The following is a 16284-nucleotide window of genomic DNA, read 5'->3' as shown; positions in this document are numbered from 1 at the left end:
GGTAGACGGCCGGTGCGCCAGGCGTCCGGTCGCCCGCCGTCCACCTGTCGTCTGCCCTTCACCGGGCTGACGGCCACCCGGTCGGTCGTGACCCCCACGGCGCGGCCCGGACGCCGTGGCGAGCGCACTCGGCTACCCTCTCACTGCGCATCGACAGGCGACGACCAACGCATTCGAGGCCCCTGGAAAAGGGGCGGAGGACGGGGCTGATGGCGGAGCAACTCAAGGTCAGCGTGGTCGTTCCGGTCTACAACCCCGGGCGCTACGTCGAGGACTGCATCGCGTCCCTGCTGCGGCAGAGCCTGCCGGCGGAGGAGTTCGAGGCGATCTTCGTCGACGACGGGTCGACCGACGAGACACCGGCCCGGCTGGACGCGCTGGCCGCCGAGCACCCGCACATGCGGGTGATCCACCAGGAGAACTCCGGCTGGCCCGGCAAGCCGCGCAACGTCGGTGTCGACGCGGCTCGGGGCGAGTACGTCTACTTCGTCGACAACGACGACTGGCTCGGCGACCAGGCCCTGGAGCGGATGTACGCCTTCGCCCGGGAGAACGACTCCGACGTCGTGATCGGCAAGATGGCCGGCAAGGGCCGCGGGGTCCCCCGCGAGCTGTTCCGGCGTACGTACCCCAAGGCGACCCTGGCCACCGCGCCGCTGATCGACAGCCTGACCCCGCACAAGATGTTCCGGAAGGCGTTCCTCGACAAGAACGGCCTGCGTTTCCCCGAGGGCCGGCGGCGGCTGGAGGACCACGTCTTCGTCACCGCGGCGTTCTTCGCCGCCGAGACGATCTCGGTGCTCAGCGACTACGTCTGCTACTACCACGTACGCCGGGACGACTCCTCCAACGCGGGCTTCCAGCGGATGGACCCGGTGGGCTACTTCGCCAACCTCAACGAGGCCCTGGACGTCGTCGAGGCCAACACCGAGCCCGGTCGGCTGCGGGACAGCCTGTACCGCCGCTGGCTGCGGGTGGAGATGGTGGAGCGTCTGCGCGGCAACAAGCTCCTGGCGGCTCCGGACGACTACCGCCGTGAACTCTTCGACCAGATCGCGAACACCTGCGAACGCTTCGGGCCCGGGGTGGCGGCCGGCCTGCCCCCCAGCCAGCGGGTGGTCGCGGCCCTGATCCGCGCGCGAGGGCTCGACGACCTGGTGCGGCTGGCCAACTGGGAGGCCGGCATCAGCCACCACGCCGAGCTGGAGGACCTCGCCTGGCACGGCGGTTCGCTGCGGATGTCGCTGACCTCGCAGCTGTGGGCCGGCCGGGAGCCGATGACCTTCCGGCACACCGGCGGCCGCGACGTCCTCGACCCGCCCCTGTCGGCCGAGGCCGCCGAGCGGGTTTCCGCGGCCGACCTGGACGCCACCGACAGGCTGACACAGAGCAAGGTGGACATCATCCTCCGCTCCCGCGACAACGGCGCGGAGCACTACCTCCCGGTGACCTTCGCCGCCGACCGGCACACGGTCGGCGCGAGCAACTCCACGTTCAGGCTGGAGCTGCGCGCGGAGGCCACCCTGGACGCCGACACGGCGGCCGGCGGAGCACCGCTGGAGCGGGGCATCTGGGACGTCGTCGCCCGGATCGGCTCCTGCGGCTGGCGAAAGGACACCCGGCTGGGATCGGTCCGCACCGCACGGGCCGGCGCGCACCGGGTCGCCGCGGTGGCGGGCACACCGCCCCGGGTGATCACGCCGTACTGGACCGACAAGGGCAACCTGTCCGTCGACGTCGCCCAGCGGACCTCCAGCGTCGGCAACGATCTGCTGATTCCCGACGCGTCCGCGCTGGGCCCCGCCACCGACGACCCTTCGGGGGGGTCCGAACTCCTGCTGGCGCTCCCGCTGCGCACCGTCGTGGCGACCGAGATCGACGTGGCCGCCGTCCAGCTGCTGCACGAGGGCAGCGGCGTGGCGGTGCAGGTGCCCGGCCGGCTCACCCCCTACGTCCACGACGGCATCGGCTGCTCGCGGCTGTCGGCGCAGTTCTCCCCGGACGCCCTCAGCGCCGGCCGCTGGTCGGTGCGGGTGCGGCTCGTCGCCCCCGAACAGGGCACGTTCGTCCCGCTGCCGGTGACCCTGACGGTCCCGGCCGGCGCCGGCCTGCCCGCGTTGAACCAGTTCGGCCGGCGGTCCGGGGACAACACTCCCTTCCGGGACGCCGACGACGGCGCGGCCCAGGGCCTGCGACCGGAAGTGCTCGCCTGGCTGCGCACCGGAGGGCGGCTCGGCCGCCGCGCCGGAAAGGGCCTCGGACGCCGGGCCGGCAGGTTGGTCGCCACCCGGCTCAGGCGTGCCCGGTCCGGCGGCCGGTGAACCCGAACCCCCACAGTCCGACGACGATCCGTTGCGCGGACGGCCACACGGAACGAGGAGTGGAACGTTGCAGCCCCTGAGCATCGACGGCGCCTGGCTCGCCCAGCCCCCGGTCTTCCCCGACAGCCGGGGCCTGTTCTCGCCGTGGTTCTCCGGTGAGGATTTCCGCAAGGCCACCGGACACGACCTGGACCTTCGCCAGGCCAACCTCTCGGTGTCCGCCCGGGGGGTGCTGCGCGGTGTCCACTTCGCCGACGTGCCGCCGAGCCAGGCGAAGTACGTCACCTGCGTCCGCGGCGCCCTCCTGGACGTGGTCGTGGACATCCGGGTCGGCTCGCCGACCTACCGCCAGTGGGAGGCGGTACGCCTGGACGACCAGACCCGGCACGCGGTCTACCTCAGCGAGGGGCTCGGGCACGCGGTGATGGCGCTCACCGACGACGCGACCCTGCTGTACCTCTGCTCGGAAGGTTTCGCGCCCAGCCGCGAACACGGCGTCCACCCGCTCGACCCGGCGCTCGGGATCGACTGGCCGGCCGACCTCGAACCGCTGCTGTCGGACAAGGACGCCGCCGCGCCCACGCTGGCCGAGGCGGAGAACCAGGGTCTGTTGCCGTCGTACGCGGACTGCCAGGCCTACCGCGAGCAGCTGCGCTCCCGGGCCGGCTGACACCCGCGCCGGCTCACCGGTGGCCGGGTGGATTCCTCTGCGGGGGAATCCACCCGGCCAGGGTCGGTCAGTCGTGCTCGTGGTGGCCGAACCCCTCCGGCGGCCGGTCGAGGAAGCCGGTGATCTCGGTGATCAGGCCCGCGTCGTCGAGCCGGAGTACGTCCGTCCCGGTGGCGAACGACGTGCCGCCGACGACGAGCTCCCACCGCAGGCGAGCCCGTTCGTGGTGGGCCTCCGGCTCCGCACGCGCCCGGAACCGGTAGTCCGGGAAGTTCTGCGCGAACTGGTTCCGGAACGCGACCAGCTCCTCGACGCTCCGCATGAACGCGATGGGCGTACGTGAGCTCACCCCGTCGGCGAACGTCCGCGCGGCCAGCCGCTGCTGGTCCTCCGGCGCCGCCGCGTTCCAGAACTCGACGTACCGGTCGACCGCCGGTACGCCGGACACGGTGGGGCCGGGCTCGGTGGACGGCGGCCGGTCGGCACGGGTGGTGTCGGTGGCGCCAGTGGTTTCGGTGGCGCCAGTGGTTTCGGTGGTTCCAGTGGTGTCGGTCATCTGCAGGGTCCTCCGCTTCGCGACGACGTGGCGACGTGGCGACGTGTGGGTCGCCGCCCGCGGCTCGGGCGGCGACGGTTGCGCAACGCCCACACGGTGACGCGGCCGGCGGCGGCCGGGCAATAACCTCAGACGTCATTGCCCGGCCGGACGGAAGGACGTCATCGTGGCGAACATGACTGCCACAGCCGCGCCGGAGGAGACCATCGGGATGCTGGTGAAACGGTGGCGTGAACGCCGGCGCCGTTCCCAGCTGGAGCTCTCCCTGGCCGCGGAGATGTCGGCCCGGCACCTGAGCTACATCGAGACCGGGAGGTCCAACCCCAGCCCGGCGATGATCGAGCGGATCTGCGGCGAGCTGGACGTGCCGCTGCGCGAACGCAACCGCTTCCACCTCGCCGCGGGCTTCGCGCCGGCGTACCGCGAGCGGCCGCTCACCGACCTCGGCGCCGCCCAGGACGCGGTACGCGCGGTGCTCGCGGGCATGGAACCCAACCCGGCGGTCGCCGTGAACGTGCACTGGGACCTGCTGGCGGCCAACGAGGCGATGGGGGCGTTCCTTCGCGACCTGCCCGGTGAGCTCGGCCGCGCCCCGGTCAACATGATGCGGGCGACCCTGCACCCGGACGGCCTGGCGGCGCAGATCGTGAACCTCCGCCAGTGGCGGGCGCATGTCGTGCGGAGGGTACGCCGGCAGCTCGAACGCACCGCCGCCGACGGGCTCGCGGCGCTCCTCGCCGACCTCGAGAGCTACGGCCCACCATCCCCACCGAGCCCTCCTGTCGCACCGGCCGCACCGAGCGCACCAAGCGCACCAAGCGCACCGGCAGACCGGACCACCGCCGACGACCTGGTGGTCCCGTTGCGGATGACCACGCCGTACGGCGAGCTCGCGCTGCTCTACACGGCCACGGTGTTCGGGTCGCCGCGTGACGTCACCCTGGACGAGATCGCGATCGAGACGTTCTTCCCCGCCGACCGGGCCACCGCAATGCTGCTCCGCTCGCTGGCGGACCTGCGGAACGACACGGGAGGCGGAACCCCCACCTGACCCCGCCCGACGCGAAACAGCGAGAAGCCCTCACCCGCGCGGGTGAGGGCCTCTCGATGCTTCGGGCGTCGCCGGTCAGCGACCGGCGCGCAGGCTGCGGCGGACGCGGTTGCGGACGAGCTGGCGTACGTCGTCCGGCAGCCGGTCGACGACCTTCTTGCCCGCCGCGCGGACCGCCGGCTGCCCTGCGGCGCCGCGGATCAGCCGCTGGGAGACGGTGGCCTTGCCGTTCGCACCGGCCGGAGCCGCCGAGGCGGCCGGGGCGGACTTGGGCGCCGCTTTGGGCTTGGGCGTCGGCTTCGGCGCGGCCGGGCGCGGCTCGGGCTGCCAGCCGGCGAGGGAGAGCGGGACGTCCGGCGCCTCGCCGAGCACCTTCTCGATCTCGGTGCGTACGGCGGTCAGGTCCGCGGCGGCACCGTTGTCGCGGGCGGCGATGAAGCGGGGCCAGAAGTCCGCCTTGAGCACGGTCTCCGGGGGCATCGCGACGCGCCGGTCGATCAGCACGTCGGGGACCTGCTGCGGGTCGGGCTGGATGTAGGCCTCGACGATCTCGTCGTACTTGTCGGCGAGCACGGTGTTGGCCGGGTCGAGCCCGAGGACGACGAGCACTCCGGTCGGCCCGGTGTCCATCAGCGCGAGGATCAGGTCCGGACGGTAGCGCTGCAGAACCGGGACGATCTTGTAGACGTCCCCGGTCCAGCCGCCGGTGTGCCGGTCGCGGGCCGCCTCGTCGATGTTGCGCGGCAGCATGTCGTCGAACACCACCACGGTGCCCGCGTGGGCGTGCCGCTCGGTGTTGATGAAGTCGCGGAGCGCGAACTCGAACAGGTGCATCCCGTCGATGAACGCCAGGTCGATGTCAGCGCCGTTCAGGTGCTCGAACGGCTGCTCGCGGGCGAAGAAGTCGTCGCTGGTGGCCCGCACCATGTGCAGGTCGCAGCGGACCTCCTTCACGACCTTGAACGCCGGGTCGACGGCGACGGTGGGTACGCGGGACAGGGCGAGGCTTCGGCCGTCGTTGATGCCCACCTCGAAATAGGCACGCGGCCGGGAGACCTCGTGCAGCGTGCGGAGGAACTCGTGGCGAAGCACAGGAACACACTCCTCTTACGGACGGACGGTCGAACTGCGGGCCGGTCTCTGTCTCAAGCGAGCGACCGTAGCCTGAAACCGACAGTGACGTACAGGGCCATGGCTGTGACCGCGTACTCGTCCTGCCGCTACTTTCCGGCGTCGCACCCAGGTGGCCTCACCTTAGCGACGAAAACGCCGCTCGCAAGGCATCCCGCCACTCTCGTAGCGGCGGAATTCCCACCTGGGCCCAGCGGTCGTGGCCGAGCACGCTGTAGGCCGGCCGCGGCGCGGGCCGCGGAAACTTGTCGGTGGTCGTCGGCCGGACCCGCTCCGGGTCGGCGCCGAGCAGCCGGAACACCTCCCGGGCGAGGTCGCACCAGGTCGCCTCCCCCGCGCTGGTGGCGTGGAACACCCCGTGCGCGTCCGGGCGCCTACCGAGCGCGACCAGTGCCCCCGCGACGTCGGCCGTCCAGGTCGGCTGGCCGCGCTGGTCGTCCACGACGTCGAGGGTGTCCCGTTCGCCTTCCAGCCGGATCATCGTCCGGACGAAGTTGGCGCCGTGCTCGCCGTACAGCCAGGCGGTGCGGACCACGGTCCCGGTCTCGGGCAGCGCGGTGAGGACCGCCTGCTCGCCGGCGAGCTTGGTACGGCCGTACGCCGTCCGCGGCGCGGTCGGGTCGTCCTCGGCGTAGGGCCGGGTGCCGTCACCGGCGAACACGTAGTCGGTGGACACGTGCAGCAGCCGGCCACCGCGCTCGGCGCAGGCCTGGGCCAGCACCCGCGGCCCGTCGGCGTTGATCGCGTGGGCCGCGTCCTCGTGCTCCTCGGCGTCGTCGACCGCGGTGTAGGCGGCGCAGTTGACCACGACGTCAGGGGCGTGCTCGGCCATCGCCTTGGCCACCGCGGCGGCGTCGGTGACGTCGAGGTCGGTTCGGGTCAGCCCGAGCACAGCGTCGCCGTCGGCGTCGTCAACGCCGTCGGCGCGCAGCCGGGCAACGACGTCGTGGCCGAGCATCCCGCCCGCGCCGGTGACCAGCCACCTCACGCGAGACCGGCCCGCTGCTTCAGCGGCTCCCACCAGGCACGGTTGTCGCGGTACCACGCGACCGTCTCGGCCAGCCCGGACCCGAAGTCGTGCCGCGGCTCGTAGCCCAGCTCGGCGTTGATCTTGCGCCAGTCGACGGAGTAGCGGCGGTCGTGGCCCTTGCGGTCCTCGACGTAGTCGACGCTGTCCCAGGTGGCGCCGCACGCGGACAGCAGCCGGTCGGTGAGCTCCTTGTTGGTGATCTCCGTACCGCCGCCGATGTTGTAGACCTCGCCGGCCCGGCCCTTCTCCAGGACCAGCGCGATGCCCTGGCAGTGGTCGTCGACGTGCAGCCAGTCGCGGATGTTCAGGCCGTCGCCGTACAGCGGCACCTTCCCGCCGTCGAGCAGGTTGGTGATGAACAGCGGGATGACCTTCTCCGGGAACTGGTACGGCCCGTAGTTGTTGGAGCAGCGGGTGACGCGTACGTCCAGGCCGTGGGTGCGGTGATAGGCCAGCGCGATCAGGTCGCTGGACGCCTTCGACGCGGAGTACGGCGAGTTGGGCGCGAGCGGGTCGGTCTCCGGCCAGGAGCCCTCGGGGATCGAGCCGTACACCTCGTCGGTCGACACGTGCACGAACGGCCCGATGTCGCGGCGGTGCGCGGCGTCCAGCAGGGTCTGGGTGCCCACGACGTTGGTGACCACGAAGTCGGCGGCGCCGGTGATGGACCGGTCGACGTGCGACTCGGCGGCGAAGTGCACCACCGCGTCGTGGTCGGCCAGCAGGCTGTCGACCAGCCCGGCGTCGGTGATGTCACCCTCGACGAACGCGAAGCCCGGCTGGTCCCGCACCGGGTCGAGGTTGGCCGGGTTGCCGGCGTACGTCAGCTTGTCGAGCACCGTGACGCGCGAGCCGGTCAGGCCCGGGTAGGCGCCCGAGAACAGTGCGCGGACGAAGTGGGAGCCGATGAATCCGGCGCCGCCGGTGACGAGGATGCGCGAGGTCGCGCCGGGTTGAGGCACGGTGTAACACTCCCTGATGCTCGCTCGGCCATGACGTCGGTCACGCCGTCATGGGATGCGGTCATGAACTGATCTGGATCCGGCTGTGGTCGCCGAGGACCAGCCGGTGGGCCTTGGGTACGCGTGGCGCCGGGGTGACCTCCACGTGGTGGCCGACCAGCGACGCCTCGATCCGGCGTACGCCCTCGATCGAGGAGTCGTGCAGCACGATCGAGAACTCGATCTCGGAGTCGACCACGCGGCAGTCGTGCTGGACGGACGTGAACGGCCCGACGTAGGAGTCGACGACCTTCGTGCCCGCACCGATGATGACAGGCCCGACGATGCGCGATCCGGAGATCTCCGCGCCTTCCTCGATCACCACCCGGCCGATGATCTCCGACGCCTCGTCCACGGTCCCCTCGACGCGGGGCTCCAGCGTCTCCAGCACCGAGCGGTTGACCTCGAGCATGTCGTCGACGTTCCCGGTGTCCTTCCAGTACCCCGAGATCACCGTGGAACGTACGTCGTGGTCGTTGTCGATCAGCCACTGGATGGCGTGGGTGATCTCCAGCTCGCCCCGCCAGGACGGCTCGATCCCGTCGACCGCCTCGTGGATGGCCTTGGTGAAGAGGTAGACGCCGACGAGGGCGAGGTCGCTCTTGGGGTGCTGCGGCTTCTCCTCCAGTGCCACCACGGCGCCGGAGGCGTCCAGATCGGCGACCCCGAACGCGGTCGGGTTGGGCACCTTGGTGAGCAGGATCTGCGCCTCGGGCCGGTCGGCGCGGAACGCCTCCACCAGGGAGGAGATGCCGCCGACGATGAAGTTGTCCCCGAGGTACATCACGAAGTCCTCGTCGCCGAGGAAGTCCCGGGCGATCAGGACCGCGTGCGCCAGCCCGAGCGGCGCCTCCTGCGGGATGTAGGTGACCGAGATCCCGAACTGCGCCCCGTCGCCCACCGCCTCCTTGATCTCCTGGGCGGTGTCCCCCACCACGATGCCGACCTCGGTGATGCCGGCCTCGGCGATCGCCTCCAGCCCGTAGAAGAGGACAGGCTTGTTGGCGACCGGCACCAACTGCTTGGCGGACGTGTGGGTGATAGGTCGAAGGCGTGTTCCTGCTCCACCCGAGAGCACCAGTGCTCGCATGGGTCGACACCATAGCCGTCCGGACTGGGCAGTGCGCCGCTCGCCTCGGCGAGGATGGGTAGCAACGTGAGTATCGAGACGGATGCGAAGATTTCGGGAAGCCGGGCAACCTACGGTGAACGGTCCTGCGTCAGAAGCACGGACCGCCAGAGGCGAAGGGGAGCCGAGTGCGGCGCGAAGAGGAGGATGCGTTCGATGCGTTCGTTCGTGGGCGTATGTCCGACTTGTTGCGGTTCGGCCACATGCTGACCGGCAACGCCGACGCGGCCGCCGACCTCGTCCAGGACGCACTGGAGCGCACTCTGGCGGCCTGGCCGCGGGTGCGCAACCGCGACGACCCCGAGGGCTACGTACGCCGGACGATGGTCAACCGCAACGTCAGCGTCTGGCGCCGGCGTCGCCGTGAATACCTCACCGACGAGGTTCCCGAGAGCGGCCAGCACCTCGACCCCCCGCTTCCCGACCAGGAGCTCCAGGCCGCGATGGACTCCCTTCCCCGCCGCCAGCGGGCCGTCCTCGTGCTGAGGTTCGCCGAGGACCTCTCCGAACGCCAGACCGCCGACATGCTGGGCTGCTCCGTCGGCACGGTGAAGAGCCAGACCTCCAAGGCGCTTGCGAAGCTTCGGCTCCGGTTGCCCGAGGCCGCCGGCACCCTCACCCGCGCCAGTACGCCGCCCCCGGTTCGGCCCGTCGCCGAACCCTCGCTCGATTCGACCGTCGTCATGGAAACTCCGGCCCAACACCCCGCCGCCGTGGACCATCCGGCCAAGCGTCCCGCCGCCGGCGAGGGAGAGAACACACGATGGACCCGTTAGAGGGCCGGCTGCGCGAGGCGCTGCGCGACGACGCGTGGCGGTTGCCGGCCGATTCGGACCTGCTCGCCCGTGTGCGCGTCAACGCCGCCGCCCGGCGCAGGCGCCACCGCACTGCCGCGGTGACCGCGGTCGCGGTGTTCCTGCTCGTGGCCGGCATGGGCGGGGTGGGGTACATCTTCCGCCAGCCCGTCCTGACGGTGGCCGGCAAGAGCGCGTCCACCACCGTCGAACGCGCGCGGGGCACCGCCCCGGACCCGACCCAGGACGACACCGCCGGCGTGCCGGCGCCCACCCGGCGCCCGAGTTCGACGCGGGCCCCGAGCCCCACCGCCGCCTCCCGCACCCCGTCACCGACGCCGCCGGGTAAGTCCGCGACGCCCGACGTCGCGGTGGGCGTGGTGCCGGCGAAGTTCTCGCCGGTGTCCCTCACCGCCGCGAGTGACCAGAACTTCTGGGTCCTCGGGGAGTCCGCCGCCGGGCCCGGCCGCGCCACGGTCGTGGTCACCCGGGACGGCGGGGAACGCTTCACCGCCCTGCCGGAGTTCGCCGCTCCGGTCGTACGCGCCACCAACAAGGTCACCGCCGACACCGTCCACGACGTGCGGTTCGCCGCTGACACCAAGGACGGCTGGGCGTACGGCGGTGCGTTGTGGAGCACCCACGACGGCGGCCAGGGCTGGCAGCAGGTGCGGACCGTGCCCGGCCTGGTGCAGCAGTTGGAGACCGCGAACGGCACGGCGTACGCGCTGGTGCGCGACGGCTCCACCTGGACGCTGTGGCGCTCACCCCGTGGCGAGGACACCTGGAGCCGGGCCGGCGTCGAGCTGCACTCGCCCGCGAGCCTCGCCGTGACCAGCCAGGTGGTGGCCGTCACCGACCGGTCCGGCAACGACGCCTACGTGCTCACCTCCGCCGACGGCGGCGACACCTTCGACCAGCATCCGACGCCGTGCAAGGCCGACCTCGATGCCGGCCGGCTGTCCGCGACCACCGACTCGATGTGGCTGACCTGCCCCACGGGAACCGCCGCGGAGGTGCACGTCTCCCGCGACGAGGGCGCCTCCTGGACGGCGGTGTCCTCGGGCACCCCCGCGATCTCGGGCACCGCGGCCGCGCTCGGCGCCCGGAGTGGCCGGCAGGCGGTGGTGGCCGTTCCCGGGAAGGCGCTCGTGGTGAGCGAGTCCGGCCAGCCTGCGCAGGCGAAGGTGGAGGGCCTCGGCACCCCGACGTACGCCGGGTTCACCAGCGACCGGGTGGGCTACATCCTCGACGTGGACGGCGGGTTGTTCCGCACCGCCGACGGCGGCGGCACCTGGCAGCCGGTCACGGTCAGATGATCCTGGAGGCCCGGCTGGTCCCGAACCGGAGCTGACCTCGACCTCGACCCGACCGGACCTGTCCGCAGCACGGCCCCGCAGCCGGCGACTGCGCGATGTCCGCGTGATCGCGATCCGTCCGGTTCGTACCCCGCTGACCTGGGCCGGCCGCGCCCGAGGGCGGGGTTGTCGGTGGGCAGGGGCACGATGGAGCGGTGCCCGACGTTCTCGACCGTTTCTCCCCGGCCACCCAGGAGTGGTTCCGGTCCTCCTTCGCCGCGCCCACCGCGGCCCAGGAGGGCGCCTGGGACGCCATCAGCCGCGGCCACCACAGCCTGGTGGTCGCACCGACCGGTTCGGGCAAGACGCTCGCGGCCTTCCTGTGGGCGCTGGACCGGCTGGCCCGCGAGCCGGTCCCGGCCGAGCGCACCCGCCGGTGCCGGGTTCTCTACGTCTCCCCGCTGAAGGCGCTCGCGGTCGACATCGAGCGCAACCTCCGCGCACCGCTGACCGGTCTGCGGCACACCGCCGCCAGGCTCGGCCTGCCCGAGCCGCACATCGACGTGGCCGTCCGGTCCGGTGACACCCCGGCCGACGAGCGGCGGCGGTTCGCCCGTACCCCCGCCGACGTGCTGATCACCACGCCGGAGTCGCTGTTCCTGCTGCTCACCTCCCAGGCCCGGGAGTCGCTGCGCGGTGTGGAGACGGTGATCGTGGACGAGGTGCACGCGGTCGCGGGCACCAAGCGGGGCGCACACCTGGCGCTGTCGCTGGAGCGGCTGGACGCGTTGCTCACCGAGCCCGGGACGGCCCCCGAGGAGACCGAAGAGACCGGGGCGAACGCCGACAAGGGCGCGGAGGCGGCCGGCGCCGTGACCGCGACCGCGCCGACGTCGTCCGGTCGCCGGGCGCAGCGGATCGGGCTGTCCGCGACCGTGCGCCCGCCCGAGGAGGTGGCGCGGTTCCTGGGCGGGGCCGACCCGGTGACGGTGGTCAACCCGCCGTACGCCAAGGAGTTCGACCTGCGGGTGGTCGTCCCGGTGGAGGACATGAGCGAGCTCGGGCGGCCGCTGCCGGCGGAGGAGCAGCTGGGCGCGGCCGCGGGCGCCGACCGCCGGGTGTCCATCTGGCCGCACGTGGAGGAGCGGGTCACCGACCTGGTGGCGGCGCAGCGGTCCACGCTGGTGTTCGCCAACTCCCGGCGGCTGGCCGAGCGGCTCACCGCGCGGCTGAACGAGATCGCCGAGGAGCGCGCCGCGGAGAGCGCGGAGCAGGAGGCGGAGGAACGCTCGACCGTCGACTTCCCCGGCGACCTCGTGCGCCCGCGGGTGGTCGGGCGGCCCGCGGAGCTGATGGGCCAGGCGGGTGCGAGCGGAGGTGCCGCTCCCGTTCTGGCCCGGGCTCACCACGGCTCGGTGAGCAAGGAGCAGCGGGCCCTGATCGAGGACGACCTGAAGTCGGGCCGGCTGCCCTGCGTGGTCGCCACCAGCAGCCTGGAGCTGGGCATCGACATGGGCGCGGTCGACCTGGTGGTGCAGGTGGAGGCGCCGCCCTCGGTGGCCAGTGGCCTGCAGCGGGTCGGTCGCGCCGGCCACCAGGTCGGCGCGGTGTCCCGGGGCGTGATCTTCCCGAAGTACCGCGGCGACCTCATCGCCACCGCGGTGGTGACCGAGCGGATGCGCACCGGCTCGATCGAGGCCACGAAGGTGCCCGCCAACCCGCTCGACGTGCTCGCCCAGCAGGTCGTCTCCGCCGTGTGTGTGGACGCCTGGCCGGTGGACGAGCTGTACGACCTCGTTCGCCGGGCCGCGCCCTTCCACACCCTGCCCCGGTCGGCGTTCGACGCGGTGCTGGACATGCTGGCCGGCCGTTACCCCTCCGACGAGTTCGCCGAGCTGCGCCCCCGGCTGGTGTGGGACCGCGTGGCGGGCACCCTCACCGCCCGGCCGGGTGCCCAGCGGCTCGCGGTGACCAGTGGCGGCACCATCCCCGACCGGGGCATGTTCGGCGTGTTCCTGGTCGGTGAGAAGGCCAGCCGGGTGGGCGAGCTGGACGAGGAGATGGTGTACGAGTCGCGCACCGGCGACGTGTTCACCCTGGGCGCCTCGTCCTGGCGGATCGAGGACATCACCCACGACCGGGTGCTGGTGTCGCCGGCGCCCGGGCAGCCCGGGCGGCTGCCGTTCTGGAAGGGCGACGCACTGGGCCGCCCGGCCGAGCTGGGCCAGGCGATCGGCGCGTTCGTCCGCAAGCTCGGCCGCCAGGCACCCGACGACGCGCGGGCACAGGTACGCGCATCGGGTCTGGACGAGTGGGCGGCCGACAACCTCGTCTCCTACCTCGAGGAGCAGAAACAGGCCACCCGGCACGTGCCCGACGACCGGACCATCGTGGTCGAGCGTTTCCGGGACGAGCTCGGCGACTGGCGGGTCTGTGTGCACACGCCGTTCGGCGGCGGGCTGCACGCGCCGTGGGCGCTGGCCATCGGGGCCCGGCTGCGCGAACGCTACGGCGTCGACGTCCAGGCCGCGCACGCCGACGACGGCATCGTGCTCCGCATCCCCGACACCGACGAGGACCCGCCCGGCGCCGACGTGGTGCTGTTCGAGCCGGAGGAGATCGAGCGGATCGTCACCGACGAGCTCGGCGGGTCGGCGCTCTTCGCGTCCCGGTTCCGCGAGTGCGCCGCCCGTGCCCTGCTGCTCCCCCGCCGCGACCCGCGCCGCCGCACCCCGCTGTGGCAGCAGCGGCAGCGCTCCGCGCAACTGCTCGCCGTCGCCGGCAAGTACGCCTCGTTCCCGATCGTGCTGGAGACCGTGCGCGAGTGCCTTCAGGACGTCTACGACCTGCCCGGGCTGGTCGAGCTGCTGCGCGGAGTGGCCGCTCGCCGGATCCGGGTGGTCGAGGTGGAGACGCAGGAGCCGTCGCCGTTCGCGAAGTCGCTGACCTTCGGCTACATCGCCGCGTTCATGTACGAAGGGGACGCCCCGCTGGCCGAACGCAAGGCCGCGGCGCTGGCCCTGGACAAGTCGCTGCTGGCGGAGCTGCTCGGCACCACCGAGCTGCGCGACCTGCTCGACGCGGAGGTGATCGAGCGGACCGAGGCCGAGCTGCAACGGCTCGTGCCCGACCGCCGGTGCCGGGACGCCGAGGGAGTCGCCGACCTGCTGCGCCTGCTGGGCCCGATGTCCGCGGCGGAGGTCGGGCGACGCTGCACCGAACCCGCCCAGGCGGCCGGCTGGCTCGCCGAGCTGGCCCAGGCCCGCCGGGTGATCGCGTTCCGCGGACCGGGCCTTGCCGGTGACGAACGCTGGGCCGCGGTCGAGGACGCCGCACGGCTGCGGGACGCGCTCGGCATCCCGCTTCCGGTGGGCGTGCCGGAGGCGTTCACCGAGCCGGTCGCGGACCCGATGGGTGACCTGGTGGCCCGGTACGCCCGCACCCATGGCCCGTTCCACGCCGGGGAGGTGGCGGCCCGGTTCGGGCTCGGTGTCGTCGTGGTCGCCGACACCCTGCGCCGGCTGGCCGGTGAGGGGCGCGTGGTCGAGGGCGCCTTCCGCCCGGCCGGTGACGCGTCGGCGCCCGGTGGAGGAACGCCTGGGGCCGGGGATGCGGACGACGCGGCACGTGCGGACGGCGCGGCAGGGACCGACGGCGCGGACGGCGCGGCGGGTCCGGTCGTCCCAGCTGCCCGGTCGGTGGGCGCCGGGCACGGCACCGAATGGTGCGACGCCGGGGTGCTGCGCACCCTGCGCCGCCGTTCGCTCGCCGTCCTGCGCAGCGAGGTCGAGCCGGTCGAGCCCGCCGTCCTCGCCAGGTTCCTGCCCACCTGGCAACAGGTCGGCGGCCGGCAGCGCGGCCCGGACGGAGTGCTGTCGGTGGTCGAGCAGTTGGCCGGCTGCGCGGTGCCGGCGTCCGCACTCGAACGCCTGGTGCTGGCCACCCGGGTGCCCGACTACTCCCCCGCGATGCTGGACGAGCTGACCGCCTCCGGTGACGTCGTCTGGTCCGGCCACGGCACGCTGCCGGGCACCGACGGCTGGGTGTCGCTGCACCTCGCCGACACCGCCGACCTGACGTTGCCCGACCCCGATCCGGAGTTCGAGCCGAGTCCGGTGCACACGGCGATCCTGGAGGTGCTCGGGTCCGGCGGAGGGTTCTTCTTCCGGCCGCTGGCCGGGGCGGTCCAGTCCCGGATCGGCGAGAGTCCGGTGCTCGACGACCAGACGTTGGTGACCGCGCTGTGGGACCTGGTGTGGGCGGGGCACGTCACCGGCGACACGCTGGCCCCGCTGCGGACGCTGGTGGGCAGCGGCTCCTCGGCGCACCGGAGCCGGCGCAGCACGCCCCGGGCGCGGTTCGCCGCCGGACGCTCGGGTCTACGCGGGCGCGGGCGACCGGCGATGCCGTCGAGGACCGGTCCGCCCACCGCCGCCGGCCGCTGGTCGCTGTTACCCGAACGCGATCCCGACGCCACCCGGCGCGCGCACGCCGCCGCCGAGGCGCTGCTGGACCGGCACGGCGTGGTGACCCGCGGCGCCGTGGTCGCCGAACGCATCCCCGGCGGATTCGCAGCCGTCTACCAGGTGCTGTCGGCGTTCGAGGAGTCCGGCCGCTGCCGGCGGGGCTACTTCGTCGCCGGCCTGGGCGCCGCGCAGTTCGGCGCGCCCGGCGCCGTCGACCGGTTACGCGGCATGGGCGACCCGAACGCCGACTCCACCACGGATCCTGGTGGGCAGTACGGGCAGGGTGGCCGGGGATCGGGCCGCCGGTCCGCGGACACCTCCGGCAGGACGTTGGTGCTCGCCGCCACCGACCCGGGCAACCCCTACGGCGCCGCGCTGGCCTGGCCCCCCCGGCCCGACCGGGCACCGGAGGACCAGCACGGCCACCGCCCCGGCCGCAAGGCAGGCGCGCTCGTCGTGCTGGTCGGCGGGGAGCTGGTGCTGTACGTCGAACGCGGCGGCCGCACCCTCCTCACCTGGTCGGAGGACCTCCAGGTGCTGCAGCCCGCGGTCGACGCGCTAGCCCTCGCCGTCCGCGACGGGGTGCTCGGCAAGCTGACCGTCGAACGCGTCGACGGCGAGGCGATCCTGCGACCGGCCAACCATCCCGGCGGCACCACGCCACTGGCCACCGCGCTGGCCGCGGCCGGGTTCCACGTCACACCGCGCGGGCTGCGGATGCGCGGCTGACTGCTGGCCCGGACCCGCAGTGTCGAACGAGGCACTCCGCTGGTCGGCAGTCCGCCAGCAGACCCCCACAAGCAGGCCGTCAACCAGCCCCGACCGCCAACCAGGAGG

General features: G+C 73.0%; 11 protein-coding genes. 6 read left to right on the top strand and 5 right to left on the bottom strand.

All coding sequences use genetic code 11. The features are described from left to right. Positions 1-209 precede the first annotated feature (209 nt). Both FHR37_RS06150 and FHR37_RS06145 read left to right on the top strand, forming a co-directional pair. The gene (locus FHR37_RS06150) at positions 210-2321 is read left to right on the top strand and encodes a glycosyltransferase family 2 protein (protein WP_092883073.1); all 2112 of its coding nucleotides are present in this window, start codon (positions 210-212) and stop codon (positions 2319-2321) included. Between the two features lie 67 nt (positions 2322-2388). Continuing rightward, positions 2389-2991, top strand: a complete 603-nt coding sequence (locus FHR37_RS06145) for a dTDP-4-dehydrorhamnose 3,5-epimerase family protein (RefSeq protein ID WP_092883225.1) — start codon at positions 2389-2391, stop codon at positions 2989-2991. 67 nt (positions 2992-3058) lie between these two features. On the opposite strand, the gene FHR37_RS06140 is transcribed toward FHR37_RS06145, so the two are convergent. Then, entirely contained in the window at positions 3059-3547 is a 489-nt protein-coding gene (locus FHR37_RS06140) for a nuclear transport factor 2 family protein (RefSeq protein WP_202818034.1), read from the bottom strand. A gap of 175 nt (positions 3548-3722) precedes the next feature. Here FHR37_RS06140 and FHR37_RS06135 point away from each other — a divergent pair, with 175 nt between their 5' ends. Further along, a complete protein-coding gene (locus tag FHR37_RS06135) occupies positions 3723-4598 on the top strand; it encodes a helix-turn-helix domain-containing protein (protein ID WP_092883227.1) in 876 nt (291 codons plus the stop codon). A 75-nt stretch (positions 4599-4673) separates the two neighbouring features. Here FHR37_RS06135 and FHR37_RS30830 read toward each other — a convergent pair whose 3' ends face one another. The 4 genes from FHR37_RS30830 to FHR37_RS06115 form a co-directional block, all read right to left on the bottom strand. Continuing rightward, a complete protein-coding gene (locus FHR37_RS30830; protein ID WP_139238912.1) occupies positions 4674-5690 on the bottom strand; it encodes a class I SAM-dependent methyltransferase in 1017 nt (338 codons plus the stop codon). 157 nt (positions 5691-5847) lie between these two features. Then, positions 5848-6717, bottom strand: coding sequence for a dTDP-4-dehydrorhamnose reductase (gene rfbD, locus FHR37_RS06125; RefSeq protein ID WP_092883074.1), 870 nt, complete (start codon positions 6715-6717; stop codon positions 5848-5850). After that, a complete protein-coding gene (rfbB, locus tag FHR37_RS06120; protein ID WP_092883075.1) occupies positions 6714-7721 on the bottom strand; it encodes a dTDP-glucose 4,6-dehydratase in 1008 nt (335 codons plus the stop codon). Before rfbB ends, rfbD begins: the two co-directional genes overlap by 4 nt. A gap of 61 nt (positions 7722-7782) precedes the next feature. Further along, entirely contained in the window at positions 7783-8850 is a 1068-nt protein-coding gene (locus tag FHR37_RS06115; protein WP_092883076.1) for a glucose-1-phosphate thymidylyltransferase, read from the bottom strand. 167 nt (positions 8851-9017) lie between these two features. Here FHR37_RS06115 and FHR37_RS06110 point away from each other — a divergent pair, with 167 nt between their 5' ends. From FHR37_RS06110 to FHR37_RS06100, 3 genes are all read left to right on the top strand, one after another. Then, positions 9018-9665 (top strand): SigE family RNA polymerase sigma factor, encoded by a 648-nt coding sequence (locus tag FHR37_RS06110; protein WP_092883077.1) that lies wholly within the window; start codon positions 9018-9020, stop codon positions 9663-9665. Beyond that, positions 9653-11002, top strand: a complete 1350-nt coding sequence (locus tag FHR37_RS06105) for a sialidase family protein (protein WP_092883078.1) — start codon at positions 9653-9655, stop codon at positions 11000-11002. Before FHR37_RS06110 ends, FHR37_RS06105 begins: the two co-directional genes overlap by 13 nt. Before the next feature lie 194 nt (positions 11003-11196). Then, positions 11197-16176: an Lhr family helicase gene (locus FHR37_RS06100; protein WP_092883079.1), complete on the top strand. Its 4980-nt coding sequence runs from the start codon at positions 11197-11199 to the stop codon at positions 16174-16176. Positions 16177-16284: the final 108 nt, after the last annotated feature.

The organism is Actinopolymorpha cephalotaxi (assembly GCF_013408535.1).
Taxonomy (GTDB): Bacteria; Actinomycetota; Actinomycetes; order Propionibacteriales; family Actinopolymorphaceae; genus Actinopolymorpha; species Actinopolymorpha cephalotaxi.
The sequence above is the reverse complement of the archived record's forward strand: the minus strand, read 5'-3'. Positions and strand labels throughout refer to the sequence as shown.

What these genes read in the sequence shown, in the direction of transcription:
- FHR37_RS06135 (WP_092883227.1), top strand. Translation starts at nt 3,723, where the DNA reads ATGACTGCCACAGCCGCGCCGGAGGAGACCATCGGGATGCTGGTGAAA.
- FHR37_RS06140 (WP_202818034.1), bottom strand. Translation starts at nt 3,547, where the DNA reads ATGACCGACACCACTGGAACCACCGAAACCACTGGCGCCACCGAAACC.
- FHR37_RS06105 (WP_092883078.1), top strand. Translation starts at nt 9,653, where the DNA reads ATGGACCCGTTAGAGGGCCGGCTGCGCGAGGCGCTGCGCGACGACGCG.
- FHR37_RS06150 (WP_092883073.1), top strand. Translation starts at nt 210, where the DNA reads ATGGCGGAGCAACTCAAGGTCAGCGTGGTCGTTCCGGTCTACAACCCC.
- FHR37_RS06115 (WP_092883076.1), bottom strand. Translation starts at nt 8,850, where the DNA reads ATGCGAGCACTGGTGCTCTCGGGTGGAGCAGGAACACGCCTTCGACCT.